This is a genomic window from Amycolatopsis australiensis (assembly GCF_900119165.1).
Lineage (GTDB): Bacteria > Actinomycetota > Actinomycetes > Mycobacteriales > Pseudonocardiaceae > Amycolatopsis > Amycolatopsis australiensis.
Genome location: NZ_FPJG01000006.1, coordinates 2735505 through 2760700 on the forward strand (window position 1 = coordinate 2735505; position 25196 = coordinate 2760700).

Consider the following 25196-nt stretch of genomic DNA (forward strand, 5'->3'; position numbering starts at 1 on the left):
CTGGAGTCGTTGGCCTAGGCGCGGTTGCGGAAGAAGCGGCGACCCGCCTGGAGTCGCTGCCTAGGCGCGGTTGCGGAACGTGCGAGCCGCCAGCGTGGAGCCCGCCATCGCGGCCACCGCGGCGATCGCCAGCGCCGCCGCCAGGGACCAGCCCAGCGGGCGGGCCAGCGCCAGTGCCCGCGTCGCGTCGATCGCGTACGTCAGCGGGTTCACCGCCGAGACCGCGCGGACCCACGCCGGCATCGTGTCCAGTGGCATGTACGCGCTCGAAGAGAACATCAGCGGGAACATCACCACGAATGACGCCGCCTGGAGCGTCTCCGCCTTGCGCAGCCACGTCGTGATCGCCACGAACACCCAGCTCAGGCACCAGCCCACCACCAGCGTCAGCACCAGCGCCAGCGCCAGGCCCAGCACGCCACCCGCCGGGCGGAAGCCCAGGAACACCACGCTCGCCAGCGCCGTCACCACCAGCTGGACGCCCAGCCGCGCGGAGTCCGCCAGCGTGCGGGCCACCAGCACCGAGAACAGCGAGATCGGCAGGCACCGCAGGCGTCCGGTGAAGCCGCCGTAGATCTCCGCCAGCAGGCCCGCGCCCGAGCTCATCGCCGTCGTCATCGCGATGTTCACCAGCGTCGCCGGCACCAGGAAGTTCACGTAACCCTGGTACGCCGCGACACCCGGCAACGCACCGACGCCGCTGAACACCTGGCTGAACAACAACAGCAGCACCACCGGCTGCACCAGCCCGAAGAAGACGAGCCGCCGGTCGCCGAACGCCGTCCGCAGCGAACGGGCCGCCAGCACCCGGACCTGCGTCCAGAACCCGCATTCCGGCCACGCCGCCGGGTCGCCGAGCGCGGCCACCGCCGCCCGGTGCCGGGCCTGCGTCACGACCCCACCGCCGGGTGCAGCGAAAGGTAGACGTCGTCGAGCGTCGGCTCGGTCACCGTCAGGTCGCGCAGCGGCGCGCCGCCCGCGTCGAGTGCCCGCACCACCACCGGGATGTCGCCCGGCCCGGACAGCGGCACGGTGAGCACCAGCCCGGCGCGGCCGCTCGCGAGACCCAGGCGCGACAAGGCGTCCACCGCCCGCCGCAACGCCAGCTCGGTGCCGAAGGTCAGCGTCGCCGTCCGGTGGCCGAGCCGCGCCTTGAGCTGCGCCGGCGTCCCCGACACGGTGATGCGGCCGAGGCCGAGGACGACGACGTGATCGGCCAGCCGGTCCGCCTCCTCGAGGTACTGCGTCGTCAGCACGACGGTCGTGCCCCGCGCCGCGAGCCCTTCGACGACCGTCCACAGCCCGGCCCGGCTGACCGGGTCGAGGCCGGTGGTCGGCTCGTCGAGGAACAGCACCTGCGGCGCGCCGACGAGACCCGCGGCCAGGTCCAGCCGCCGCCGCATCCCGCCGGAATAGGTGCCCGCCGGCCGGTCGGCCGCGTCTTCGAGGCCGAACGCCGCGATCAGCTCCGCCGCGCGCGCCTGCGCCTGCCGCGGTTTCGCGCCCAGCAGCCGGGCGACCAGCACGAGGTTCCCGCGCCCGGACAGCGCGTCGTCGACCGCGGCGAACTGCCCGGTCACCCCGATCCGCCGCCGCACCGCGGGCGCGCGCTGCACGACGTCGTAGCCGCAGACGCGGGCGCTGCCGGCACTCGGGCGGACGCGGGTGCTGAGGATGTCGATCAGCGTGGTCTTCCCGGCGCCGTTGTGGCCGAGGACCGCCAGCACCGCGCCGCGGGCGACGGCCAGGCTGATCCCGGCGAGCGCGGTGACTTCGCCGTACTGCTTCGCGAGGTCCGTCACGGCGATGACCGGCTGGTTCATGGCCGCTCCTTTCCCTGCCCGGGAAAACGTAGCCGGACCCGGCGGTGCCGGGCAAGACGATCGCCGCCATCCACCGTGCGCGTGACAATTTCCGGGACGCCGGATGGCATGCGCGTGACAAGGGCTGACCTGCGTGAGGCTTGTCGGCGACGGTGTTCCCACGGGTATGACAAAGAATCGCCATCGGGTTGTCGAGGCGGATTTCCACAGGTAACTTTCCCGGAAATTCCCCATTTCCGAGGTGACGAGCCGTGAGATTTTCGTGGAAGCCGAGAAAGCTCGCCTACGGCCTGGCCGTCGCGACCGTCGCGGGGGTCGCGGCGACCGTCGCGCTGGTCGGGGCGGGTCCGACGCAGGCCGCGCCGGTGAGCCTGACGCTGAACTACACCTGCCCGTTCCCGCTCATCGGCGACCAGGTCCTCGCCGTGAAGATCGACACGAACCTGCCCGACAACGCCGTCGCGGGCGCGGCGTCGACGCCGATCACCTTCGACGTCGACGTCACCGTGCCGGAGACCGCCACCGAGGGCCTCGCGCTGGTCGGCGCGACCTCTTTGGACGGTTCGGCGAAGGCCGCGGCGACGCTCAAGTACCCGGTCGACAAGACGCTGAACCTGAACCTGCCGCTGGTCATCGCGTCGACGCCGGTGCCGCCGTCGGGCGCCTTCCACGTCAAGACCAGCGGCAAGGCGCCCGCCGTGACGTTCCCGAGCCCGGGCACCGCGTCGGTGACGGTCGGGAACTTCAGCACCACGATGACCCCGCGCACGGCGAACGGCCAGCCGACCGACCTCGGCACGTTCACGTCGGACTGCGTCGCCGTCCCGGGGCAGAACCAGCAGCTGGGCACGTTCGAGGTCAAGCCGGCGGGCGGCACCACGACGCCGACCACACCGACGACGCCCACGACGCCGACGACGCCGACGACCACGCCGACCACGCCGACCACTCCGACGACGGAGCCCACAACTCCGACGACGGAACCGACGACGCCGACAACCCCGACGACGGCACCGACCACGCCGACCACCGAGCCCACGACACCGACCACGGTGCCGACGACGCCGACCACACAACCGACCACTCCGACGACCGAGCCGACGACCCCCACAACCGAGCCGACCACGCCGACGAGTGAGCCGACGACGCCGACCACGGTGCCGACCACGCCGACCACGCAACCGACCACCCCCACGACCGAGCCGACGACGCCCACGACCGAACCGACCACGCCGACGACGCCGACAACCGCACCGACCACGCCGACCACGCCGACCACGGAACCGACCACGCCGACAACCCAGCCGACCACCCCGCCGGGCGGCATCGAGGTCAAGTACGCGGTCAAGGGCCGGTCGGTCCTCCAGCAGCTGCACGCCACGCTGCCGCTCGGCCCCGGCACCCTGGACGCGAAGCTCGACACCGCGTCGGGCAGGTTCGGCGCCCAGCTCGCGCTGCCGAAGTCGGACGTGTACTTCCGCGTCCTCGGCTTCATCCCGGCGTCGGCGACCGTGAAGCTCGACCAGGCCGGCCCGATCACCGGCACGCTCACCGCCGGCACGGTCAAGGCCGACGCGCCGGTCGACGTCCACCTCACCAAGGTGCGCGTGTTCGGCTTCCCGATCCTGGCGTCGAACTCCTGCCACACGGTGAAGCCGGCCGAGGTGCCGCTCGCCTCGGCGCCCGGGTTCGACCCGCTCAAGGGCGGCAAGCTGACCGCGACGTACGCCATCCCGCGGTTCACCGGCTGCGGGTTCCTCACCGGGCTGATCACCGCCCTCGCCTCCGGTCCTGGCAACAGGCTGGAAGTGACCCTCACCAAGAAGTGACCGAACGGCCCTCGATGATGAGGAACTCCGGATGCTGACGCGGTTCTCGCTGCCGCTCGTGCTGATGCTCGCGGCGTTCTCGCTGGGTGCGGCCCAAGCCGCGCCCGGCGGGGACGTGCCGCGGGCGCAGGCGACGCAGATCCCCTTCGGCTTCACCCTCGGGGACGCGCAGCAGCCGACCACGAGCCACGTCGCCAAGCTCGGGTCCGACATCGTCTTCCCGCCGGGCACGTTCGACGGCTTCCTGGGCGGCCTGACCAGCACCGTGCCGGTCAGCGGGAAGCTCGCCATCCCGCCCGCGGACGGCTACTTCGTCGCGTTCCGGTTCATGGCCACCACCGGCCGGGTCGAGATCATCCCGGACGGTGACGCCACCGGAACGGCGGCCGTGCACACCGGCAAGGACACGGCCTGCAAGGCCACGCAAACGAACATCTGCGCCGACACGGACGTCACCGCGAAGGTGTTCATCCGGCTGTCGGAGGCCAAAGTGGACGGCCGGGTCCTCGACGTCGGGCCGGACTGCCGGACGGCTCAGCCCGCGGCCGTCACCATCAAGGCACTGGTGCCGATCTCGCTGCCCGCGCCACCGGTGAAGGTGAGCACCACGTTCACCACCCCGCCGTTCGCCGGGTGCGTCGGGCACGAAGACGTGAGCCGGCTGCTCACCGGCCTGGTTTCGGGGCCGGGCAACACGTTCGTCTCGAACCTCACGTTGCGCTGCTTCAGCACCGGGTGCGCGCAGCCATGACCACATTCCTCAGCGAAGCTCCCCGGCGGGCCGCGAACGGCCTGCGCGAGTTCGGCCGCCTGTGCGCGATGGGCCTCGACATCGTCCTCGCCATGGCACGCCGCCCGTACCAGGTGCGCGAGTTCGTCCAGCAGTTCTGGTTCATCGCGAGCGTGTCCATCACGCCGGCGATCCTCGTCTCCATCCCGTTCGGCGCGGTCATCTCGCTGCAGCTCGGCTCGCTGACCAGCCAGATCGGCGCCCAGCAGTTCAACGGCGCGGCGAGCGTCCTGGCCGTCGTGCAGCAGGCGAGCCCGATCGTGACGACGCTGATCATCGCCGGCGCGGGCGGCAGCGCCATCTGCGCCGATCTGGGCGCGCGCAGCATCCGCGAGGAGATCGACGCGATGGAGGTGCTCGGCGTCTCGCCGATCCACCGGCTGATCGTGCCGCGCGTGCAGGCCGCGGTCGGTGTGTCCGTGCTGCTCAACGGCCTGGTCAGCGTCGTCGGCGTGCTCGGCGGCTACTTCTTCACCGTGATCGTCCAGGGCGGCACGCCCGGGGCGTACCTGGCCAGCTTCAACGCGCTGGCACAGCTGCCCGACCTCGTCGTCAGCTCGGTCAAGGCGGTGATCTTCGGCTACCTCGCCGGGGTCGTGGCCGCCTACCGCGGCCTCAACCCGAAGGGCGGCCCCAAGGGCGTCGGCGACGTCGTCAACCAGTCCGTCGTGATCACCTTCCTGCTGCTGTTCTTCGTCAACACCGTGCTCACCGCGCTGTACCTGCAGCTCGTCCCGGCGAAGGGAACCTGAGTGGCCATCCTCGGCAAACCCGGCGAGCGGCTGTTCGACCTCGGCGACCAGCTGCTGTTCTACGTCCGTGCCATCGCGGCCGTCCCGCTCGCGGTGACGCGCTACTTCCGCGAAGTCGTGCGCCTGCTGGCCGAAGTGACGTTCGGCAGCGGCGCGCTGGCGGTGATCGGCGGCACGATCGGCGTGATGGTCGGGCTGTGCGTGTTCACCGGCGTCACCGTCGGCCTGCAGGGCTTCAGCGCGCTGAACCAGATCAACATCTCGGCGATGACCGGGTTCCTCACCGCGTACTTCAACACGCGGGAGATCGCGCCGCTGGTCGCCGGGCTCGCCCTGTCGTCCACTGTGGGCAGTGGGTTCACCGCGCAGCTCGGCGCCATGCGCATCTCGGAGGAGATCGACGCGCTGGAGGTGATGGCCGTCCGGAGCATGCCGTACCTGGTCACCACCCGGATCGTCGCCGGGTTCGTCGCCATCATCCCGCTCTACGTCATCGGCCTGCTGATCTCCTACCTCGGTTCGCGGCTGACCACGGTCGTCTTCTTCGGGCAGTCCGGCGGCACCTACGACCACTACTTCACGCTGTTCCTGCCACCCGGTGACGTGCTGTGGTCGTTCGGCAAGGTGCTCGTGTTCAGCGTCGGCGTGATCCTGACGCACTGCTTCTACGGCTACCGGGCCAGCGGTGGCCCGGCCGGTGTCGGTGTCGCCGTCGGCCGCGCGGTGCGGACGTCGATCGTGCTGATCAGCGTGCTCGACCTGTTCCTCTCGCTGGCCATCTGGGGCGCGACGACCACGGTGAAGGTGTCCGGATGAGCCGCTTCGCGACGCAGCTGGCCGGGGTCGCCTTCCTCGGCGTGCTGGTCCTGCTCGGGTGGTTCGCGGTGGCCGTCTACGACAAGGACTTCGACGACTCCGAGCTGGTCACGCTGCACGCGGACCGGGTCGGCAACCAGCTCGCCCCGACGGCGGAGGTCAAGGTCAGGGGCGTGCCGTTCGGCGAGGTCAGGGCGGTGCGCAGCACGCGGGCGGGCGCCGAGATCGACCTGGCGCTGGACCCGGCGAAGATCGGCCTGCTGCCCCGCAACGTCTCGGCGCGGCTGCTGCCGAAGACTGTCTTCGGCGAGCGGTACGTCAACCTCGTGCTGCCAGACCGTCCACAAGGGACATTGCGGGCGGGTGACGTCATCGGGCAGGACCACTCGGCCAACGCGATCGAGCTGGAGCGCGTCCTCGGCGACCTGCTGCCCCTGCTGCGCGCGGTCCAGCCGCAGAAGCTGAACAGCTCGCTGGGCGCGATCTCCCAGGCGCTGGACAACCGCGGGAAGCCGCTGGGCGACAGCGTCGTCAAACTGCAGGATCTGCTGGCCCAGGTGAACCCGCTGATGCCGCAGTTCAAGGCGGACATCACCGGCCTGGCGAACGCGGCCGACGTCTACACCACCGCGGCCCCGGACATCCTGCAGGCGCTGACCGACCTCTCGACCACCGCGAAGACCATCGTGGACACACGCGCCGGCCTCGACAGCCTCTACACGAGCGTGACGAGCGCGACCGGCCACCTGAACGACTTCCTGCGCAAGAACAAGGACAACATCATCGGCGTCTCCGTGGAAAGCCGCCCGTCGCTGGAACTGCTGGCGCGGTACTCGCCGGAGTTCCCGTGCCTGTTCGACGCGGTGAACCGGCTCAAGCCCCTGATGGAGAAGGCCCTGGGCAAGGGCACGAACGAACCCGGCCTGCACGTGACGCTCACCGTGCAGGACCCGCGCGAGAAGTACGTGCCCGGCCGCGACACCCCGCGGTACGACGCCACCGGCGGCCCGAAGTGCTACGGCGGCGGCGCCGCGGCGCCGGGCGCCACCGACGGCGACCTCGGCCCCGCCAACTCGCCGGGCGAGCGCCGGCTCGTCGCCGAACTGCTGAAGCCCACGCTGGGCGACGTGCCCGACTGGAGCAGTGTCCTGATCGGACCGGCACTGCGCGGAACGGAGGTGACCGTCCAATGAGGAGCGTGCTGGGCCCGGCCGTCAAGGGCCTGATCTTCTTCGTGGTCACCGCGGCCGCCACCGGTGTCCTGGCGATCACGATCGCCAACTCGAGCGTCGGCACGACCATCGGCTACACGGCCCGGTTCACCGACGCGACCTCGGTCAACCCCGGCGACGAGGTCCGCATGGCCGGCGTCCGGATCGGCCAGGTCGACTCGGTGCGCGTCGTCGAGCACCGCCTGGCCGACGTCGCGTTCTCGGTTGACCGCGCCCACCGCCTCACCACGGCGGCCTCGGTCACCATCCGCTACCGCAACCTCGTCGGGCAGCGGTACCTCGCGGTCGATCCCGGCGCCGCCGACACGGCCCCGACGCTGGCCGAAGACGCGCTGATCCCGCTGGAGAAGACCAAGCCCGCGCTCGACCTCACCGCGTTGTTCAACGGCTTCAAGCCGCTTTTCCAGGCGCTGTCGCCCGGCGACGTCAACCAGCTGTCGTTCGAGATCATCCAGGTGCTGCAGGGCGAGGGCAGCACGATCGACAGCCTGCTGCGGCACACCGCGTCGCTGACGTCCACCCTGGCCGGCAAGGACGCCGTGATCGGGCAGGTGATCGGCAACCTCAACACCGTGCTCGACACCGTCAACGCCCAGGGCGACCAGTTCGACGCGCTCGTCGACACGACCGCGCAGCTGGTCACCGGCCTGGCCGCGGACGCGAAGCCGATCGGGCAGGCGATCGGCGGCCTCGGCGAGCTGACCACCGCCACCGCCGGGCTGCTGCAGCAGGGGCGCCAGCCGCTGAAGGACAGCATCGCCGCGCTCGGCGACCTGTCGAAGAACCTCGCCGACAACACCCCGGTCTTCCAGCAGTTCCTCGACCACCTGCCGGCGAAGCTCGACCGGATCGGCACGCTGTTCTCCTACGGCTCGTGGGCGAACTTCTACCTGTGCGCGGTCGACTCCGACGCGAAGCCCGCCCCGGGCGGCCCGCCGCCGGGCATCCCCGTCACGGCCGCGAGGTGCCGATGAAACCGTTCCGCAGCCGCAACCCGATCGCCGTCGGCACGGTGACCGCCCTGCTCATGGGCCTGGTGGGCGGTGCCACGTTCTTCGCCGGCGACCTGCCGCTCGTCGGCGGCGGCACGACGTACCGGGCGGAGTTCCGCGAGGCCGCCGGGCTGCGGCCGAACGACGAGGTCCGCGTGGCCGGGGTGAAGGTCGGCGAGGTCACCGACGTCCGGCTGGCCGGCGACCACGTCGAGGTGCTGTTCCGGGTCAAGGACACCTGGGTGGGCAACCGCACGACGGCGGCCATCAAGATCAAGACGCTGCTCGGCCAGAAGAACCTGGTGCTCGACCCGGTGGGCAACGGCGAGCTCGACCCGGACCAGCCGATCCCCGCCGAGCGCACGAGCTCGCCCTACGACGTCACCGCGGTGTTCAACGACCTGGCGAGCACCGTCGGCGCGATCGACACCGGCCGGCTCGCGCAGGCGTTCCGCACCCTGTCGGACACCCTCGGCGCGTCGGCCCCCAGTGACGTCAAGACCGCGTTCAACGGGATCGCCGCCCTGTCGCAAACGCTCGCTTCGCGGGACGACGAGCTGGTGAAGCTGTTCCAGAACACCAGCCAGGTGTCGAAAACCCTCGGCGAGCGCTCGGACCAGATCCAGGCGCTCATCCGCGACGGCAACACGCTGCTCACCGAGCTGAACGCGCGGAAGGACGCGATCGCGCAGCTGTTCACCGGCATCAAGAACCTGTCGGTCCAGCTGCGCGGGCTGGTCGCGGAAAACCAGAAGACGCTCGGCCCGGCGCTCGACCAGCTCGACCGCGTCGCGACCGTGCTGCAGCAGAACCAGGGGAAGCTGGCGGACAGCCTGCGCCTGGCCGGCCCGTTCTACCGGCTGCTCGGCAACGCCGTCGGCAACGGGCGGTGGATCGACACCTACATCTGCGGGCTCGTCCCCACCGGCACCACGCCGGGCAGCTGCCTGCCACCGAAGAACGGGGGACGCTGATGGCCCACCACCTCGTCGATCTCGGAGCCCGGGCGAAACGCCGGGCCCGGCTGCGGGCGCTCGCGCTCGGCGTCGTGCTCGCGCTGCTGGTCACGGCGGTGTGGCCGCTGGCCACCGCGCCTGGCGAGCGCACGCTGACCGCGTACTTCACCGCCGCGGTCGGGATCTACCCGAACTCGGACGTGCGCGTCCTCGGCGTCGCCGTCGGCTCGGTGTCCGAAGTGGAACCGGACGGCACGGACGTCAGGGTGACCATGACACTGCGGCCCGACGTGCGGCTGCCGGCGGACGCCGGCGCCGTCGTCATCACGCCGAGCCTGGTCGCCGACCGGTACGTGCAGCTCACGCCGGTCTACCGCGGCGGACCGGCGCTGCCCGACGGCGCGTCCATCCCACGGGAGCGCACGGCGACCCCGGTCGAGGTCGACGACCTGCTGCACAGCCTCAACCAGCTGATGTCCGCGCTCGGCCCCCAGGGCGCCAACAAGGACGGCGCGGTCAGCGACGTGCTGACGAAATCCGCCGACTACCTCAACGGGACCGGCCAGACCATCGGCGAGGCGATCAAGAACCTCGGCGAGTTCGCCCGCGCGGCGAGCGACTCGAAGGACGACCTGTTCAGCTCCGTCGACAACATCAGCAAGTTCACCGCGATGCTCGCGGCCAACGACGGGCAGGTGAAGCAGGCCATCGCGCAGATCGCCTCGCTCAGCAAGGTCCTCGCCGACCAGCGGGACCAGTTCTCCGGCGCGCTCACCGAGCTGACCCAGGCGCTGAGCGTGGTCCAAGGGTTCATCAAGGACAACCGCGGCAAGGTCCAGTCCGATGTGGACAAGCTGGCCGACGTCACGAAGGTGCTGGTGGACCAGAAGAACTCGCTGTCCGAAGCGCTCAGCGCGGCCCCCAACGCCCTGACCAACCTGCTCGGTGCCTACGACCGGGCGAACGGGACCATCGACGGCCGCGGCAACCTCCTCGAGTTCGCGGAGCCGAAATGAAGTCCCTGGTCAAGCTGGCCGCGGTGGTCACCCTCGCGCTCGTCACCACCGGCTGCGGACGCGGGGTGAGCGTCTACGACATCCCGCTGCCCGGCGGCGCCGCGCTCGGCGACCACCCGATCCACGTCACGGCGAGCTTCACCAACGTGCTCGACCTGGTGCCGCAGTCCGGCGTCAAGGTCGACGACGTCCCGGTCGGCCAGGTCGTGAAGGTCGAGCTGGCGCCGGACGGGCGCAGCGCACGCGTCGACCTGCTGGTCAACGGCGACGTCGACCTGCCGGGCAACGCCGTCGCGCGGCTGCGGCAGGCCAGCATCCTCGGCGAGAAGTTCGTCGAGCTGGCTCCGCCGGACGACGCGACGCCGTCGGGCCGGCTCCTCGACGGCGCGGACATCCCGCTCGACCGCTCGACACTGACCCCGGAGATCGAGGAGGTGTTCGGCGCCTTGTCGCTGCTGCTCAACGGCGGCGGGGTGGCGCAGGTGCAGAACATCAGCCACCAGCTCAACGACGCTCTCGGCGGCAAGGAGACGGCGGCCCGCAGCCTGCTGTCCAGTTTGGACGAATTCGTCCGCGGGCTCGACGAGCACCGGAGCGAGATCACGCGCGCGATCGAGAGCGTCAACAAGCTCGCGGCCACGCTCAACGCGCACACCGGGCAGATCACCACGACCCTGAACGGCCTCACACCCGGCATCGGCGTGCTCAACCAGCAGCGGGAGGCGCTGGTCGGGATGCTCAAGTCGCTCGACGGCCTGACCTCGGTCGCCGTCGACACCGTCAACCGCAGCAAGGACGACCTCGTCGCCGACCTGCGCGCGCTGGAGCCGCTGCTGCGTCAGCTGGCCGACTCGGGGGACAAGCTGCCGAAGGCGATGGAGATGATCTTCACCTTCCCGTTCCCGGACGCCGCGCTCGACGCCATCCGCGGCGACTACCTCAACGGGTTCCTCAAGGTGGGGCACTGATGCTGACCCGGTTCGTGCGCGTGCAGGTGACGATCTTCGTGGTCATCGCCGTCGTCGGCGTCGCCTACGTCGGGGCCACCTACGCCGGCCTCGACAAGGTGTTCTTCGACCGCGGCTACACCGTCACGGCCCGGTTCCCGGCCGGCGGCGGCATCTTCACCAACGCGGAGGTCACCTACCGCGGCGTGCCGATCGGCCGCGTCGGCGAGCTGCGGCTCACGCCCGCCGGCATGGAGGCCGACCTCGAGATCGACGCCGGCACCGCGCCGGTCCCGGCGGACACCGAGGCCGTCGTCGCCGACCGGTCGGCCGTCGGCGAGCAGTACGTCGACCTGCGGCCGCGCACCGACGGCGGGCCGAAGCTGCACGACGGGTCGGTGATCACGGAGGCCGACACGAAGATCCCGCTCCCGGTCGACGTCGTCTTGTCGACAGTGGACTCGTTCGCGGCGTCGGTACCGAAGCCGGCGCTGCGCACGGTCGTCGACGAGCTGTACAACGCGACGTCGGGGGCCGGCCCGGCGCTGGACCAGCTGATCGGCCGCGGCATCGAGTTCGTGCAGGCGGCGAGCGCGCACGTGGCGCCGCTGACCCGGTTCGTCACCGACGCGCACACCGTGCTCGACACGCAGGTCCAGCAGGCCGACGCGATCCGGGGGTTCGGCGCCAACGCGAAGCTGCTCGCCTCGACCCTGAAGCAGGCCGACGGTGACCTGCGGACGCTGATCCCGGCCGTGCCCGCCGCCGCCAACGAGGTCGGCGCGCTGATCCGCGACTCCGGGCCGCAGCTGGGCGTGCTGCTGGCCAACCTGCTGACCACCGCCGACGTCCTCGAAGCCCGCCAGGACGGCCTCCGCCAGCTGCTGATCACCGCGCCGCAGGCGGTCGCCGCGGGCAGCGCGGTCGTGCGCCCGGACGGCGCCCACTTCGGCCTGTCCCTGACTTTCTTCGACCCACCGCCGTGCACCACCGGGTACACGACGCCGTACCACGATGGCCTCGACACCTCGGTCCGCCCGCTGAACACGGCCGCGCGCTGCGCGCTGCCGAAGGGCGACCCGACGAACGTGCGGGGCTCGCAGAACGCACCGGGAGGACGGCCGTGAAGATCTTCGCGTGGCTCGCCCCGGCGACCGCGGTGCTCGCCACCGCGGCGGCCGGCTGGTCGGGTTTCACCTGGTGGCAGGCGGCGCACGACGACGGCGTCGCCCGCGCGGCCGTGCGGGAGGAGGCCCTGCGGGCGGGCCGGACGGCGGTGGCCGGGCTGACCACGTTGGACTACCGGCAGGCGGCGCCGGGCTACCAGCACTGGCTGGACCTCTCCGGCGGCCCGCTGCACGACGAGCTGGCGGCCGACCGGCAGGGCAGCCTCGACCGGATCGCCCAGGCCAGGACCGTCACCACGGGCAAGGTGACCGACGCCGCGGTGACCGAAGTGGACACCGGCGCGGGCACGGCGAAGCTGATCGCCTCGGTCGAGCTGGTCGTCGCCCCGGCGGACGGCGACGCCGTGACCAAGCGCAACCGGTTCCAGGCCGACCTGACCCGCGGGCCGGACGGCTGGCGCGTGACCGGGCTGGGCCAGGTGCCCGCCGGGGAGGCACCGTGACCGTTCCGACGAAGAAACGCGTGGTCAAGGTGGCCGGACGGCACCACGAACCGGCACCGGAAGCTCCTGCCGCCGAGCCGAAGCGGCGCCCGCGGTGGGCGTTCGCCGTGGTCGCGGTCGTGATGGCCGGGCTCGCCGTCTGGTTCACGCTCGAGGCGCGCAGCACGAACGAAGTCGTCGCGCACAACACCGCGTTGGCCGACGTCTCCGCCACCGCGGACGCCGGCAAGCAGGTCAGCGCCGCGCTGGGCACGCTGTTCTCGTACCGCTACGACGACCCGGCGAAGAACGAGCGGGCGGCCAAGGAGCTGCTGAGCGGGCCCGCGCTCGCGCAGTACGACCAGCTCTTCGGCCAGGTCCGCAAGCTCGCGGCCGACCAGAAGCTGGTCGTGACGTCGACGGCCGTGGCCTCCGGCGTCAAGCTGCTCGACGGCGACCGCGCGGCGCTGCTGGTGTTCCTCGACCAGACCGGCACGCGGGGCGACGGGCAGCGCAGCACCGGCGCGGCCCAGCTGAGCGTCACGGCCGAGCGCGTCGACGGCAAGTGGCGCGTCACCGGCATGGCCGCCGCCTGACCATGCGCGAGGAACCGATGAGCCCGGGACCGGCGTACCGGTCGTTCGGGACGTCCTGGATCGAGGCGCCGCTCCCGCCGGTCCCGCCGGGCGAGCCCGCGTCGTGGCTGCTGCTGACCGACGAGCACCCGGTGGCGCTCGGCCGCGCCGTCGCGCTCGCCTTGGCACTCGCCGAAGCCGGGGACGAGGCCCTCTCCCTGCCGCAGGACGACCTCGGCGAGCTGGCGGCCTTCGTGGCCGAGCGGCGGGTGCGCGGCGTCGTGTTCCTCACCGGTGCGCCGCACGCCTACCACGACCCGGAAGACGCGCAGGACCTGCTGCTCTCGGTGCTGTCCGTCGTCGCCCGGCTGGGTCCCGGCGTCCGGCTCCACCTGGTCACGCAGTCGAGCGGCGAGCCGGGGCTGGTGTTCCTGCGCGGCCTGGTCCGGGCGCTCGCCTTCGACCGGCCGGGCCTGCGGGCGAGCCTGGTCGACTGCGACGCGCGGTCCGAAGTGGAGGTTCTGGTCCGCGAGCTGCGGTCGGACGCGCCGGACGACGAGGTGCGCTGGCGCCACGACGTCCGGTACGCCGCGCGCCTGACCCGCGTGCCGCTCGCCGGCGGCGTCCCGGCCGGGCCGGGCGCGTACGCGATCACCGGCGGCTTCGGCGTGCTCGGACAGGCCACCGCGCGCCGGCTGGCGGACGGCGGCGCGACCCGGATCGTCCTTTGTGGACGACACGGGGGCCCGGTGGCATTGCCCGGTGTGGACGTCGTGGCCGTCACCGGGGACATCGCCGAACCCGGTGTCGCGGAACGGCTCGTCGCCGCGGCGACCGCGGACGGCCTGCGGCTGCGGGGAATCGTGCACACGCCCGGCTCCCGGTGGCGGGCCAAGGTGCTCGGCGCCTGCCGGCTGCACGAAGCGACGGCCGACACGCCACCGGACTGGTGGCTGCTGTATTCGTCGTCGGCGGCGCTGTTCGGCGCGCCGGGACGGACGGCCGCGGCGACGGCGGACGCGTGGCTGGACGCGTTCGCCGCCTGGCGGCGGTCCCGCGGGCTCCCGGCGACGACGGTGAACTGGGGTCCGTGGACGGCGGACCCGCTGCTGGACCCGATGACGCTCACCGAAGGCCTCGAAGCGCTGCCCGCCGTGCTCGCGTCGGGCCTGCCATCGGTGGGTATCGCACGGCTGGACACCGCCCGCGTCGCGGCACGGTACCCGGAACTGACCCGCCGCCCGTTCTTCTCGGCCCTGCTCGGCGAGCCGGAGCCACCGGACTCCGACCCGGCGATCCCGCGCCGCCCCGTCAACCACGCGTGATCGCCCGGGGCGGCACGGGTCAGGTCAGGGTGGCGCGCAGGGCCAGGATCAGCTCGAACCGGTCGTCCGGGTCGCGGAGGCTGTCCGCGAAGAGGGTTTCCAGCTCCTGGGCCCGGGCGCGGACCGTCTGCGGGTGGATCGTCAGGCGCTCCGCCACTTCGCGGACATTGCCGCACGTTTCCAGCCACGCCAGCAGCGTCCCCGCCAGGCGGTTGTACTGCTTCGGGGTCAACGCCGTCAGCGGCGCCAGCCGGCGGCGGCACACCTCGGTGGCCAGGAACGGCTCCTTGCGCAGCCACAGCGTCGCCAGGTGGTCCTCGCACCAGGTGAGCGGCTCGTCCGGCAGGACGTCCGGGACCAGCCGCAGCGCCTCCTGCGCCGTCGCCAGCGAACGGGCCGCCTGCCGCGGCGGCACCGGCGGCCCGACCGCGGCCCGGTGCCCGGCCAGCGCCGAAGCCAGCGCCGCCCGGTCGGCCGGTGCCGGCAGCAGCAGCCGCGGCGGGCCGTCTTCGAAGTCCTCCAGCGCGCCCAGCCCCGAGACGTCCGCGGGACCGGCCAGGGCCACCGCGACCAGCCGGTGCGGCAGCGGCCACTCCGCCGCCGCGGCGGCCTCCTGGACCGTCCGCGACGGCGACGGCGGGTCCGCCAGCAGCAGGTCCAGCAACCGGCGGCGACGGCGTTCCCGCGCGCCCGCCGCCCGCGCCTGGGCCGCCGCGTGCCCTTCGATCGACAACGCCGACAGTTCGTCGATGTAGGCGAAGATCGCCTCGGCGAGCAGGCACAGCGTCGCCGACGGCACGCCGGCCCGCGTTCCGACCTCGGCCATCCGCCGCCACGTCACCCGCGCGCCGACGCGGTAGGCCGCCTGCAGCACGTCGAGGTTGCGGCCCTGCGCGAGCTCGTGCACGCCCAGCCCGACGAACAGCTTCCGCCGCTCGTCGGGCACCGGGCCGGACGCGGCGATCCGGTCGATGAACTGCAGGATCGCCGCCTGCACGCCCGCCCGCAGCGCCTTGCCGAACGCGCCTTCCAGCGGCCGCGCGTAGTCCGGGATGGTCCGCTGGATCTCGTGCAGCACCTCGTCGGCGACGTCGAGCATGCGCGGCCGGAACACCGCGGCGAGCTCACGCGGGAGCATCGCCCACAGCTGTCCCGGCCGTCCGTCGCCGCCCAGCATCGGCCCGAACGTCGTTTCGACGGGTGGTCCCGTCACAAGGCCTCACCTCACCTTTGAAGCGAGTCAGGAGCCGAGCAGCGCCTCCGCGCGCAACGCGATCTCCATGTCGAGCCGGTCGTCGGCGTTGTTGAGCCGGTCGCCGAACAGGTCGATGAGCTGGTGCATCCGGTAGCGCACGGTCTGCGGGTGCACTTTGAGCTTCTTCGCGATCTCGGGCGCGCTGCCGCGGGACTGCAGCCAGATCAGCAACGTTTCGCCGAGCCGCGCCCGCTGCTTCGGCGTCAGGTCCTTGAACGGCTCCAGGCTGCGCGCGCACAGCTCGCGGACGAGGAACTCGTCGGCGAGCAGCCACAGCGTCGACAAGTGGTCGGTGCAGCGCGTGACCGGCGCGTCCGGCAGCACGCCGCGCTGGACGAGCTTCAGCGTCCGGCGCGCCCACAGCAGCGACCGCGGCGCGTCGGTGAGCCGCACGGTCGGGCCGATCACCGCGCGCCAGCCCCGCAGCCGCTCGGCGAGGTTCTTCAGGTGCTTGTCCGCGTCGCCGGTGACCAGGCACGGCTCGGCGCCTTCGAGGTCGACGAGGACGTCGGAGTGCAGGTCCGGCGCGGCGAGGCTGTGCTGGTCGGCGCGCGGTTCCAGGGCCACGACGGTCACCTCGGCCGGCAGCGTCCACTGCGCGGTGACGGCCTGCGCGGAGATGGCCTGCGGCGCCGACGGCGGGTCGGCGAGCAGCAGTTCGAGCAACCGCCTGCGGCGTCGCGCGCGGGTGCCCGCGGCGCGGGTCTGCGCCGCCGTGTAGCCCTCGATCGAGAGCGCGGAGATCTCGTCGACGTAGGCGAAGATGGCCTCGGCGCTGGTGCACAGCGTGTCCGCGCCGACGCCCGCGGCCTGCCCGAACTCCGAGATGTGCCGCCACGCGACGCGCCCGCCGACCCGGTAGGCCGTCTGCAGGCAGTCGAGGCTGCGGCCTTCGTTGAACTCGATCTTGCCGAGGTTGCGGAACACGGTCGTCCACGTCTCGAGCGGCACGGCGCCGGGCGTGCCGACACTGTCGAGGCACTGGATGATCGCCTGCCGGACACCCTGCGTGATGATGTGCCCGAACGCGCCTTCCAGCGGGCGGCGGTATTCCGGCACCGCCCGCTGCACCTCCTGCAGGATGGCCCGCGCGAGCGGGTCGACCCGCGGCTTGAAGCGGATCGCCAGCTCGCGGGGCAGCGACGCCCACAGCCCGATGGCGCCGGAAGTGCGCCCGGGCCGGGGCTCGGCTGGCGTCCGCGGGGCCGGCGGGTAGGCGGTCCGTGGCCGGTCGGCCGACACGGACTGCTGCCGGTAGGCCGGTCCGGAAGAGCGTTCGCCGGGAAGGGGCCGGGCCCCGCGCAGGGCGGGGGCGGCGAACCCGGTGTCCACGTCGGTCATGTGTTTTATCCTTGCTGGCAACAAAACCGGCCTCTTCGTCGGCGAAGCCGGTCCGGATTTTGTGGCTCAGGCAACATAATTTCGCGCGAACGGCACTGTCAACGGGTTCTCCGCTGACTTTGCGGTAACCCGTCCGGACTACACCCGAACGGGTGGAACGGCGCGGTGTGAGGTGACACTTCCGCCGCGCGCGGATGGTGTGCGGGTGACAACTTTTCAGCGGGGTTCCCGCACCGGATTCCGGGCCGTCAGCCGCTCCACGACGTCGTCGAGCGTCAGCCGCGCCGGTGCGGTCCCGGTGACGAACTCCTTCAGCAGCAGGCAGAACCCGTCCGGGTCGGCCACATGTGGAAAGTGTTTCGCGTTTTCTCGCACGGTCAACCGGCTGTCCGGCAGCAGTTCGGCCGTCCGGTGCCCGGGCGCCACGGGGATGAGCGGGTCACGGGCACCCCAGACCAGCAGCGTCGGCACGGCTTCGGCGAGGTAGAGCTTGTCCACGGCGCTCGCGCGCTGCCCGCGCAGGTCGATCAGGCTGCGCGCGATGAACAGGAACGCGCGCCGCCGCGCGGGGTCGGCCAGCGACGCGAAATGCCAGGCCAGTTCCCGTGTTTCAGTTTTCAACGACCCGCCGAGCCGCCGGAGGAGCCCGGCCGCGGCCCGTGCGAGCGCGAGCGTCGCGCGGTTCACCGTCAGGGCCAGGAACGCCGGGGCGCCCGGCAACGCGGTGGCCCGCAGCACCGGGCTCACCTCCGGGCCGAGCCCCGCGCCGGCGACCAGCACCAGCCGGTCGCACATTTCCGGGAACTGGTAGGCGAACTGCATCGCGACACCGCCGCCGAGCGAGTGGCCGACCACGGTCGCGTGCCGCACGCCGGAGACCGCCAGCACGTCCCGCACGGTGCTCGCCAGCGCGCCGAGGCCGTAGTCCGCGCGCGGCGCTTCCGATTCGCCGTGGCCCGGCAGGTCCGGCGCCAGCACGCGCCGGCCGAGCGCGGCGCACCGCCGGAGCACCGGCGCCCAGGTTCGCGCGCTGCCCGCGATCCCGTGCAGCAGCACGATCGCTTCGTCGCCCGCACCGTCCGGCGGCGTGTACTCGCGCAGCCGGATCCGGCGGCCGTGGAGGGTCAGCGTGTACGTCTCGAGTGTCATCGGCGGCCTTTCTCGCGAGCCCGAAAATAAGGCTCCGGCGGCCCGGCTCCGCTGTGGCGAACACCACTTCCGCCGAATCCGGCGTGAACGTGACAAGAACAGCAGTGGAAAGGCGAGCGCGCGTGCGGGTTTTTCCCGATTCACCGGGAATGGGTCTCGACATTCCCGGAGCGCCCGCGTATTCCTCGAACTCATGGTCGCAATGACGCACCGGACGCGCTGATGTCCTGCCGCGCGAGCTTTCTTTTCGGCGAGCACGAGCCGCGGCCGCGGCGGCGCCGTCCGTGGCGGCGCGTCCTGCCGATGCCGGTGTACGCGCTCGACCGCCTGCTCAGCGCTCCCGGTCACCGTCCGGCCGGTGCGCGCGCATGAGCCGCTGGGCCCGCAGGGCCAGCTGCATGCCGAGGCGGTCGTCGGCGTCCTTGAGCCGGTCGCCGAACAGCTCTTCCAGCTGCCGCAGCCGGTTGCGCACGGTCTGCGGGTGCACGCCGAGGCGCTGGGCGATCTCCGGCGCCCCGCCGCGCGTCTCCAGCCAGGCCAGCAGGGTCTCGCCGAGCCGCTCGCGCTGCTTCTCGCTGAGGGACGCGAACGGGTCGAGGCTCTGCCGGGCCAGCTCCGCGGCCAGGAAGTCCTCCGCGAGCAGCCACAGCGTGGCCAGGTGGTCGCGGCACCAGATGATCGGGCCGGGGACGTCGGGCCCGGACAGCAGCAGCGCGCGGCGGGCGGTGCGCAGCGCGGCGGGCGCGTCGGCCAGCGGCACGGTCGGCGACACCGCGGCCCGCCAGCCGCCGAGCTCGGCCGCCAGCGGCGCGAGGTCGGCGTCGGGATCCCGGGTGAGCAGGTGCGGCTCGGGCCCGTCGAGGTCGGCCAGGACGCCGTCGCCGAGCAGGCCGGCGGGGAAGTCCGGGGCGCCGGGGGCGCGTTCGAGGGCGACCATCGCGGCGGTCTCCGGCAGCGGCCAGCCCGCCCCGCCGGCGAGCTCGGCGATGCTCGTCGCGGCGCCCTCCGGGGCCTGGACGATCAGCTCGAGCAGGCGCCGCCGCCGGACCGGGACGGCGCCCTCGGCCTCGGCCTGCGCCTGCTGGTAGCCCTCGATCGCGGTGGCGCACAGCTCGTCGACGTAGGCGAAGATGGCCTCCGCGGCGACCGAGATGACGGCCGGGTCGACCCCGGCGGCGACGACCCCGGGGTGCATCGCCCGCCAGGCCACCCTGGCCCCGATCGTGGCGCTGTCCTGCAGCGCGTCGAGGTCGCGGCCCTCGGTGAACTCGATGCGGCCGCGGCCGCGGTAGAACTCGATCCAGGGCTCGTGGGACAGGCCCGGCTCGCCCATGGAATCGATGCAGTGCCGCACGGCGTACTCGACGCTCTTGACCAGCACCTTGCCGAACACGCCGGTGAGCGGCTGGCCGTAGGCGGGGACCGTGCGCCGGACCTCCTGGATCATCGCGGCCGCGGCGTGCCCGACGTGCGGGCGCAGGCCCGCGCCCAGCGCGCGCGGCAGCGAGGCCAGCAGGCGGAAGCTGCGGTACTCGACCACGAATCCCCCTTCGAGTGCGTGTCGGCTGGAGCGTATCCGACGGATGTGTCACTGAAAAATCAACGACTCGTTCCCGGAAAGAGTGACGCGAGACGTCCTTTTGACACGGACGGGTGGGAGTCCTACGCTCCGTGTCAGATGGTAGGGCTATTTCCGGCCGCCAATTCCCGAGTGGAGGACCGAATTCCTCATGCGCGGTTCCGCTGTGTCGGACGGCTCCGTGTGGGCCCGCCTCCCGCACGAGCTCGCCGACGCGGTGCGCCCGCGCATCCCGGAGATCGCGCGGGCCTGCGTGGACGGCATCGCCGCCGAGATCCCGGAATATTCCCGCAGTTTCGGCGAGGGCCCGGCCCGCGTGGCGGCGATCGAGCAGGCGCGGCGCGGGATCGAGCGGGACATCGACCGCGTCGGCACGCCCGCCATGTGGCAGGCCGACCGGCTGGCTGAGTTCCGCGGGCACGGGCGGACGGCGTTCCACAATGGCCTCAGCCGCGAGGCGGTGCAGGCGGCCGTGCGCGTGTCGAGCCGGGTGACGTGGCGCTGGATCGCCGACATCGCCCGGGAAGCGGGCCTGTCGGCCGACGTGCTGTACGGCGCGGCGGAGGGCATGTTCGCCGACGTCGAAACGTCGATGGCGGCGGTGGCGGAGGGCTACCGCGCGGCGGAAGCGGCGATGTCGGGCACCGGCGAGCGGCACCGGCGCCTGCTGCGGGCGCTGATCGCCGGCCGGACACCGGCCGAAGTGGACGGTCTGGTGGCGGCGTCCGGGCTGCCGGTGCCTGCGCGCGTGGCCGCGGTGGCGTTCCGGGCGCTGCCGGGCGCCCCGGAGTTCCCGCGCGACCTGCTGCCGGAGCACGTCCCGGCGGATCCGGCGGGCGACCCACCGGCGGCGCTGACCCCGGCACCGGACACGGACCTGGCGGCACTGGCGAACCTCCCGGCGGGCTGGACGGCAGCGGTCGGCCCGCTGGTCCCGCCGGCGACGGCACCGGAGTCGTTCCGGGTGGCCCGCCGAGCGCTGGACCTGGCGGCGCGCGGGTTGCTGGACGCGCCGGGCCCGGTGGTCTGGTGCCGCGACCACCTGACGACGTTGTTGTTGCTGGCGGACGAGTTCCTGGTGGACCAGCTGGCCTCGACGACGCTGGCGCCCTTGGCGGGTGTGCCGGGCAAGCGGCGCGAGCAGCTGGCGGAGACGTTGCTGGCACTGGTGCAGACCCGCGGAAGCGCCCCGGAGCTGGGCCGGCTGCTGGATTTGCACCCCCAGACGATCCGGGCCCGGCTGAAGAAGCTGGGCGAGCTGTTCGGCAGCCGCTTGGACGACCCGGGCGAGCGGTTGCGGTTGGAGCTGGCGTTGCTGGCGGAGCGGGCGTTGCCGGGCCGGGAGTGAGCGGGTGCGGTTGGAGCTGGCGTTGCTGGCGGAGGGGGAGCGAGTGGGCGCCGACCTGTGGACAAGTCGCGGGAGCCGCTGACCTGAGCGCGCGAGTGGCCTGGTCCACCAGTGCCGAATTGGCTCTGTGGATCAGGCCACTCCCGCCCTAAGCTGCCGCCATGACCGGACTGCTCACCGAGCGCCTGCGCCAGGCCGGCGAGAACGCCGTCGCCATGTGGAGCCTGCTCGCGCGCTCGCGCGGGGACCACGTCGCCGACCACCCCGCCTTCACCGCCATCGACGGCCGCCGGTTCCGGATCATGCTCCGTACCGCTTGCCCCAGCGATTCCGATGTCCGAGACCTCGTCCGGCTCGCGCGGGAAATCCGGGACGCCGGGCGGACCGTCGTCGTCGAGGATCCCTTCCAGCGGCTTGACCTGACCGACGCCGGGATGCAAGCCCGCCGGCTCCCCGTGATGGTCCGCGAACCCGCGCCCGCACCCGAAGAACCCGCCGTCACGCGGGTGCGTACCGCCGCCGAACTCGCCGAAGCCGAGGACGTCATCGTCCGCGGGTTCCCGCTCGAGGAGTACCAGCCGCACCGCCCGGGCAGCGTCTTCCCGCCCGCACTGCTCGGCCAGGCCTTCTTCCGCAAACCCGGCGAAGGGGCCTGCTTCACCATGGCCCACGCGGGCGTCGGCGGCGTCTACTGGGTCACCACGCTCCCCGAGTACCGCTCGAAAGGCGTCGGGCGCGCCCTGATGCACGCCGTCCTACGGCACTTCCACGACCGTCCCGTCACGCTGACCGCCTCGCGGTCCGGGAAGCCGCTCTACGACAAGCTCGGCTTCACCACTCTGGGTGACGCCAACTGGTGGCGCTGACCGCGGGAACACCCACCGCCGGTAACCGAACCAGCGGAACGCCGTCCCGCAGCCCGTGCCCAGCACCATCCCGGCCACGAAGTCCGCGATCTCCTGCGCCAGGTATCCCACGTGCGGCACCGCCAGGTGCAGCACGTACCGCGACACCAGCGGCGGCACCAGGTTCACGGCCACCGCACCCGCGTTGAACAGGAAGAACAGTGCCGCCTCCGGCACCCGCCGCCGGCCGCCGCGGCCCGCGAACGACCAGCGCCGCGACAGCAGGTACGCGACCGCCGTCGAGGCCACCGTGGCGATCGCCAGCGCGGTCACGGGCTTCTCCCGCAACACGGTGAGCTTCAGGCTGTAGTCGCCCAGTAGGGTGACCCCGTACGCGGCCAAGCCGACGACGGCGAAGCGGAGCAGCTCTCGCGGCTCGGGCATGGTTCCTCCAGGTGACGACGGCAGGATGGAGGTCTTTCGATGGCACGCACGGGCGGGGACGGTGAGCTCCCCTCGGTCGCCGAACTGCTGAACCTGTCGCAGACCAAGCCGCTGATGATCCGCGGCGAGCTGGACGCGAAGCTGCGGGAGCCCGAGCCCGACCCCGAGCCCGACCCCGACCCCGACCCCCTCGCCATCCTCGACGCCGAGCTGGCCGCCCCCGACCCCGGGGACGACCGCCCCCGGGAAGCACCGCCCGCCGGGTCCCGCCGCACGAAGCCGTACGTCCTGGCCGCGGGGGCCGCCGTCGCGATCGGGCTGGCCGCGGTCGTCCTCCTGCAGCCGGACCGGGTCGGCGGGACGGCCGTCCCGCCACCCGGCGCGACCGCCCCGGCCGCGCCGACGACCTCCGGCGACGCGGTCGAGACGATGAGCGCGTCGGCCGCGCCGCCGCCGATGACCGCCGAGGTGCACGACTCCCCGGTCCGCACCACCAGCGCGCCGCCCGCCGCCGCCGGACGCAAGCCCGCGCGCCCCGCGACCTCCGCGCCACCCGCCGAAGACGAGTGGCAGCAGTACGTCAGCTCGGTGATCAGCTCGTGGCAGCAGCAGCACCCCCACCGGCCGAACCGCTGATCAGCAGCTCGCCGTCGCCGGCTTCCCGGCGATCCGGTCCTTGACGAACGCCAGGACGTCGGCGTTGCCGGTGTAGACCAGCGTGATGTGGTCGGTGTCGTAGGTCTTCCACGTCTCGGCCACGCCCGCCGAGCAGTACGCCTTGTGCAGGGCGTCGGCCTGCGCGAACTGCACCAGCTGGTCACCGGTCGCGTGGTAGAGGAACACCGGCACCTTCGGCGGGCTGCCGCCGAGCTTGTTCTCGGTCAGCCGCGCCACCCACGCGGGCTTGATGTAGCCGGGACTCGTCGTGTAGTCCGAGATCTTCTGGTTCGCGTACGTCGTGAGCAGCTCGAAGGTGCACGCGCTCTGCTTCATCTCGGCCAGCTTCGCGCGGCCGTTGTCGCTGAGGAACGAGTCGAGCTGCAGCTCGGGATACGCCTGGTCGAGGCCGATGAGCGCGTAGGCGAACACGCCGAACCCGAACTTGCCGTCCAGCTGCAAGGTCACCTGGACCAGGTCGGCGGGCACGCCGCCGGCCGCGATCCCGACGAGGTTCAGCTCCGGCGCGTACGACGGCTGCAGCTCGCCCGCCCACGCCGCGGCGCCGCCGCCCTGGGAGTAGCCGCGGAAGACGACCTTCGACGTCGCCGACAGGCCGGCCGCGGTGAGCCGCTGGGCCGCGCGGACCGCGTCGATCACCGCCGGCCCTTCGGACCGGCCCACGACGTACGTCGTCTTCGGCGTGCTCTGGTAGCCCTCGTAGTCCGGCACCGCGACGGCATAGCCCGCGTCGAGCAGGTCGTCGAGACCCGGTTGCTCGTAGAACGCGCCGATGTCGATCATCTTCGACGGCGTGCAGCCGAACGCCGGTCCGTGCGTGCCGGGGGCGAACGCGACGATCGGCGCCGTCGCGCGGCCGGCGTTCTTCGGCACCAGCACGGTGCCGGTGACGGCGTCGGGCTGCCCGAGCGCGTTCGTGGACAGGTACATCACCTGCCACGCGTCGACGGACGCCTTGCGCGGGCCGGCGTTCGACGTCCGCCAGCGGATCACGTCGCCCGGCTTGCCCGCCGGCAGCGGTGACGGCGGCGTGTAGAAGGAGTCGTCGAAGGGGCCGGTCCCGCCGCCGGGTGCCGCGGCCGCCGCCGGCGCGAACGGCACGGCGACGAGCAGGGCCAGCAGCGCGGCGAGCAGGCGGCGGGCCGTCACGAGCCCGTCCCGTAGACGCGCTTGCAGGTCGCGGACTCGCTGAAGGCCAGGTTCAGCTCGGGGTTCGCCTTGAGGTCCTTGATCGGGCCCTCCGGGTCGGCGAGCTGGCCCATGGTCGCGTCGGCCGCGGCGATGACCTGGCGCAGGCTGCCCTGGTCGGTCACCTTCGCCTGCTCCATCTTCGTCTTGGTCTCGGTGAGCTTCGTCCTGGTCTCGGCGAGGTTCCCGGTGGCTTTGTCCACAGCGGACTGTCCATCCGGGACGGGCGGGACGCCGGCGGTGCGGATGCCGCCCGCCATGTCGTCGAGGGCCGCGCCGAGGCGGCCGAGGAAGTCGACCATCGCGTCGCGGGTCTTCACGGGATCGGCGTTGTCGACGGCAGGCGGCTGGGACAGCTTCGCCGAGCCCGCCGCGACTCCCGTGCACACCTTGTCGGCCCAGGCCAGCGCCGCGGGGTCGGCGTGCCTGCCCGGGTCGGCCGGGGCGTCCGAAGCGCAGGCGGCGCACGACAGAACCGCGGCCGCCGACATCACGAGCACCGCGCTGTGCATTCTTTTCATGGGTTTTGAGGCTACGCAGCGCCGCCGCGGACCGGCAAGCGGAGAATGGCCGGTTGGCACCCGCGTCAACATTTCCGAACCGGAACTTGTGATGTGCGTCAGCGGTTCGGTCACGCCGTTGCGCTGCGGAAACCTTCCCTCGCCTGCTAGGAACTCAAGCCGGGTGACGTGCTGGTGTGACAATTT

25 protein-coding genes are annotated in these 25196 nt (G+C 72.4%); 16 read left to right on the forward strand and 9 right to left on the reverse strand.

Annotation, left to right across the window (positions count from 1 at the left end; genetic code table 11):
* Nucleotides 1–60: 60 nt before the first annotated feature.
* Complete coding sequence (locus BT341_RS14545) at nt 61–894, reverse strand: ABC transporter permease (RefSeq protein WP_072476813.1); 834 nt, start codon at nt 892–894, stop codon at nt 61–63.
* The gene (locus tag BT341_RS14550) at nt 891–1823 is read right to left on the reverse strand and encodes an ATP-binding cassette domain-containing protein (RefSeq protein ID WP_072476814.1); all 933 of its coding nucleotides are present in this window, start codon (nt 1821–1823) and stop codon (nt 891–893) included. Before BT341_RS14550 ends, BT341_RS14545 begins: the two co-directional genes overlap by 4 nt.
* Nucleotides 1824–2074: 251 nt before the next feature.
* Here BT341_RS14550 and BT341_RS14555 point away from each other — a divergent pair, with 251 nt between their 5' ends.
* From BT341_RS14555 to BT341_RS14615, 13 genes are read left to right on the forward strand one after another with little or no spacing between them, the layout of a single operon-like run.
* A complete protein-coding gene (locus BT341_RS14555; RefSeq protein ID WP_072476815.1) occupies nt 2075–3652 on the forward strand; it encodes a DUF6801 domain-containing protein in 1578 nt (525 codons plus the stop codon).
* A gap of 31 nt (nt 3653–3683) precedes the next feature.
* Complete coding sequence (locus BT341_RS14560; RefSeq protein WP_072476816.1) at nt 3684–4403, forward strand: hypothetical protein; 720 nt, start codon at nt 3684–3686, stop codon at nt 4401–4403.
* Complete coding sequence (locus tag BT341_RS14565) at nt 4400–5194, forward strand: MlaE family ABC transporter permease (protein ID WP_072476817.1); 795 nt, start codon at nt 4400–4402, stop codon at nt 5192–5194. Before BT341_RS14560 ends, BT341_RS14565 begins: the two co-directional genes overlap by 4 nt.
* On the forward strand, nt 5195–6010 hold the full coding sequence (locus BT341_RS14570) for an MlaE family ABC transporter permease (protein WP_072476818.1): 816 nt from the start codon (nt 5195–5197) through the stop codon (nt 6008–6010).
* On the forward strand, nt 6007–7203 hold the full coding sequence (locus tag BT341_RS14575) for an MCE family protein (protein WP_072476819.1): 1197 nt from the start codon (nt 6007–6009) through the stop codon (nt 7201–7203). Before BT341_RS14570 ends, BT341_RS14575 begins: the two co-directional genes overlap by 4 nt.
* Nucleotides 7200–8216, forward strand: coding sequence for an MCE family protein (locus BT341_RS14580; RefSeq protein WP_072476820.1), 1017 nt, complete (start codon nt 7200–7202; stop codon nt 8214–8216). Before BT341_RS14575 ends, BT341_RS14580 begins: the two co-directional genes overlap by 4 nt.
* A complete protein-coding gene (locus tag BT341_RS14585) occupies nt 8213–9208 on the forward strand; it encodes an MCE family protein (protein WP_072476821.1) in 996 nt (331 codons plus the stop codon). Before BT341_RS14580 ends, BT341_RS14585 begins: the two co-directional genes overlap by 4 nt.
* Nucleotides 9208–10206, forward strand: a complete 999-nt coding sequence (locus BT341_RS14590) for an MCE family protein (RefSeq protein ID WP_072476822.1) — start codon at nt 9208–9210, stop codon at nt 10204–10206. Before BT341_RS14585 ends, BT341_RS14590 begins: the two co-directional genes overlap by 1 nt.
* The gene (locus BT341_RS14595) at nt 10203–11174 is read left to right on the forward strand and encodes an MCE family protein (RefSeq protein ID WP_072476823.1); all 972 of its coding nucleotides are present in this window, start codon (nt 10203–10205) and stop codon (nt 11172–11174) included. Before BT341_RS14590 ends, BT341_RS14595 begins: the two co-directional genes overlap by 4 nt.
* Nucleotides 11174–12280: an MlaD family protein gene (locus BT341_RS14600; RefSeq protein WP_072476824.1), complete on the forward strand. Its 1107-nt coding sequence runs from the start codon at nt 11174–11176 to the stop codon at nt 12278–12280. The genes BT341_RS14595 and BT341_RS14600 overlap by 1 nt, the downstream gene beginning before the upstream one ends.
* The gene (locus BT341_RS14605; protein WP_072476825.1) at nt 12277–12783 is read left to right on the forward strand and encodes a hypothetical protein; all 507 of its coding nucleotides are present in this window, start codon (nt 12277–12279) and stop codon (nt 12781–12783) included. The genes BT341_RS14600 and BT341_RS14605 overlap by 4 nt, the downstream gene beginning before the upstream one ends.
* Complete coding sequence (locus BT341_RS14610) at nt 12780–13358, forward strand: hypothetical protein (protein WP_072476826.1); 579 nt, start codon at nt 12780–12782, stop codon at nt 13356–13358. The genes BT341_RS14605 and BT341_RS14610 overlap by 4 nt, the downstream gene beginning before the upstream one ends.
* Before the next feature lie 17 nt (nt 13359–13375).
* A complete protein-coding gene (locus BT341_RS14615) occupies nt 13376–14662 on the forward strand; it encodes a KR domain-containing protein (protein ID WP_245804974.1) in 1287 nt (428 codons plus the stop codon).
* 19 nt (nt 14663–14681) lie between these two features.
* Here BT341_RS14615 and BT341_RS14620 read toward each other — a convergent pair whose 3' ends face one another.
* The 4 genes from BT341_RS14620 to BT341_RS14635 form a co-directional block, all read right to left on the reverse strand.
* Nucleotides 14682–15875, reverse strand: coding sequence for a PucR family transcriptional regulator (locus BT341_RS14620; protein WP_072476827.1), 1194 nt, complete (start codon nt 15873–15875; stop codon nt 14682–14684).
* Between the two features lie 27 nt (nt 15876–15902).
* Nucleotides 15903–17258, reverse strand: coding sequence for a PucR-like N-terminal domain-containing protein (locus BT341_RS14625; protein ID WP_143168550.1), 1356 nt, complete (start codon nt 17256–17258; stop codon nt 15903–15905).
* 216 nt (nt 17259–17474) lie between these two features.
* Entirely contained in the window at nt 17475–18407 is a 933-nt protein-coding gene (locus BT341_RS14630; protein ID WP_072476828.1) for an alpha/beta fold hydrolase, read from the reverse strand.
* Between the two features lie 331 nt (nt 18408–18738).
* On the reverse strand, nt 18739–19947 hold the full coding sequence (locus BT341_RS14635; RefSeq protein ID WP_072476829.1) for a PucR family transcriptional regulator: 1209 nt from the start codon (nt 19945–19947) through the stop codon (nt 18739–18741).
* A 190-nt stretch (nt 19948–20137) separates the two neighbouring features.
* Between BT341_RS14635 and BT341_RS14640 the strand changes: the two genes are divergently transcribed.
* The gene (locus tag BT341_RS14640; RefSeq protein ID WP_072476830.1) at nt 20138–21334 is read left to right on the forward strand and encodes a PucR-like N-terminal domain-containing protein; all 1197 of its coding nucleotides are present in this window, start codon (nt 20138–20140) and stop codon (nt 21332–21334) included.
* A gap of 161 nt (nt 21335–21495) precedes the next feature.
* Nucleotides 21496–22200 (forward strand): GNAT family N-acetyltransferase, encoded by a 705-nt coding sequence (locus BT341_RS14645; RefSeq protein WP_072476831.1) that lies wholly within the window; start codon nt 21496–21498, stop codon nt 22198–22200.
* On the opposite strand, the gene BT341_RS14650 is transcribed toward BT341_RS14645, so the two are convergent.
* Nucleotides 22090–22623: a GtrA family protein gene (locus BT341_RS14650; RefSeq protein ID WP_072476832.1), complete on the reverse strand. Its 534-nt coding sequence runs from the start codon at nt 22621–22623 to the stop codon at nt 22090–22092. The genes BT341_RS14645 and BT341_RS14650 overlap by 111 nt on opposite strands.
* A 39-nt stretch (nt 22624–22662) precedes the next feature.
* Here BT341_RS14650 and BT341_RS45290 point away from each other — a divergent pair, with 39 nt between their 5' ends.
* Complete coding sequence (locus tag BT341_RS45290; RefSeq protein ID WP_072476833.1) at nt 22663–23259, forward strand: hypothetical protein; 597 nt, start codon at nt 22663–22665, stop codon at nt 23257–23259.
* Here the strand turns inward: BT341_RS45290 and BT341_RS14660 are convergent, their stop codons facing one another.
* Both BT341_RS14660 and BT341_RS14665 read right to left on the reverse strand, forming a co-directional pair.
* On the reverse strand, nt 23260–24450 hold the full coding sequence (locus tag BT341_RS14660; RefSeq protein ID WP_072476834.1) for a lipase family protein: 1191 nt from the start codon (nt 24448–24450) through the stop codon (nt 23260–23262).
* Nucleotides 24447–25010 carry a hypothetical protein gene (locus BT341_RS14665; protein ID WP_245804975.1) on the reverse strand — a complete coding sequence of 188 codons (564 nt, stop codon included), beginning with the start codon at nt 25008–25010 and terminating at the stop codon, nt 24447–24449. Before BT341_RS14665 ends, BT341_RS14660 begins: the two co-directional genes overlap by 4 nt.
* Nucleotides 25011–25196: the final 186 nt, after the last annotated feature.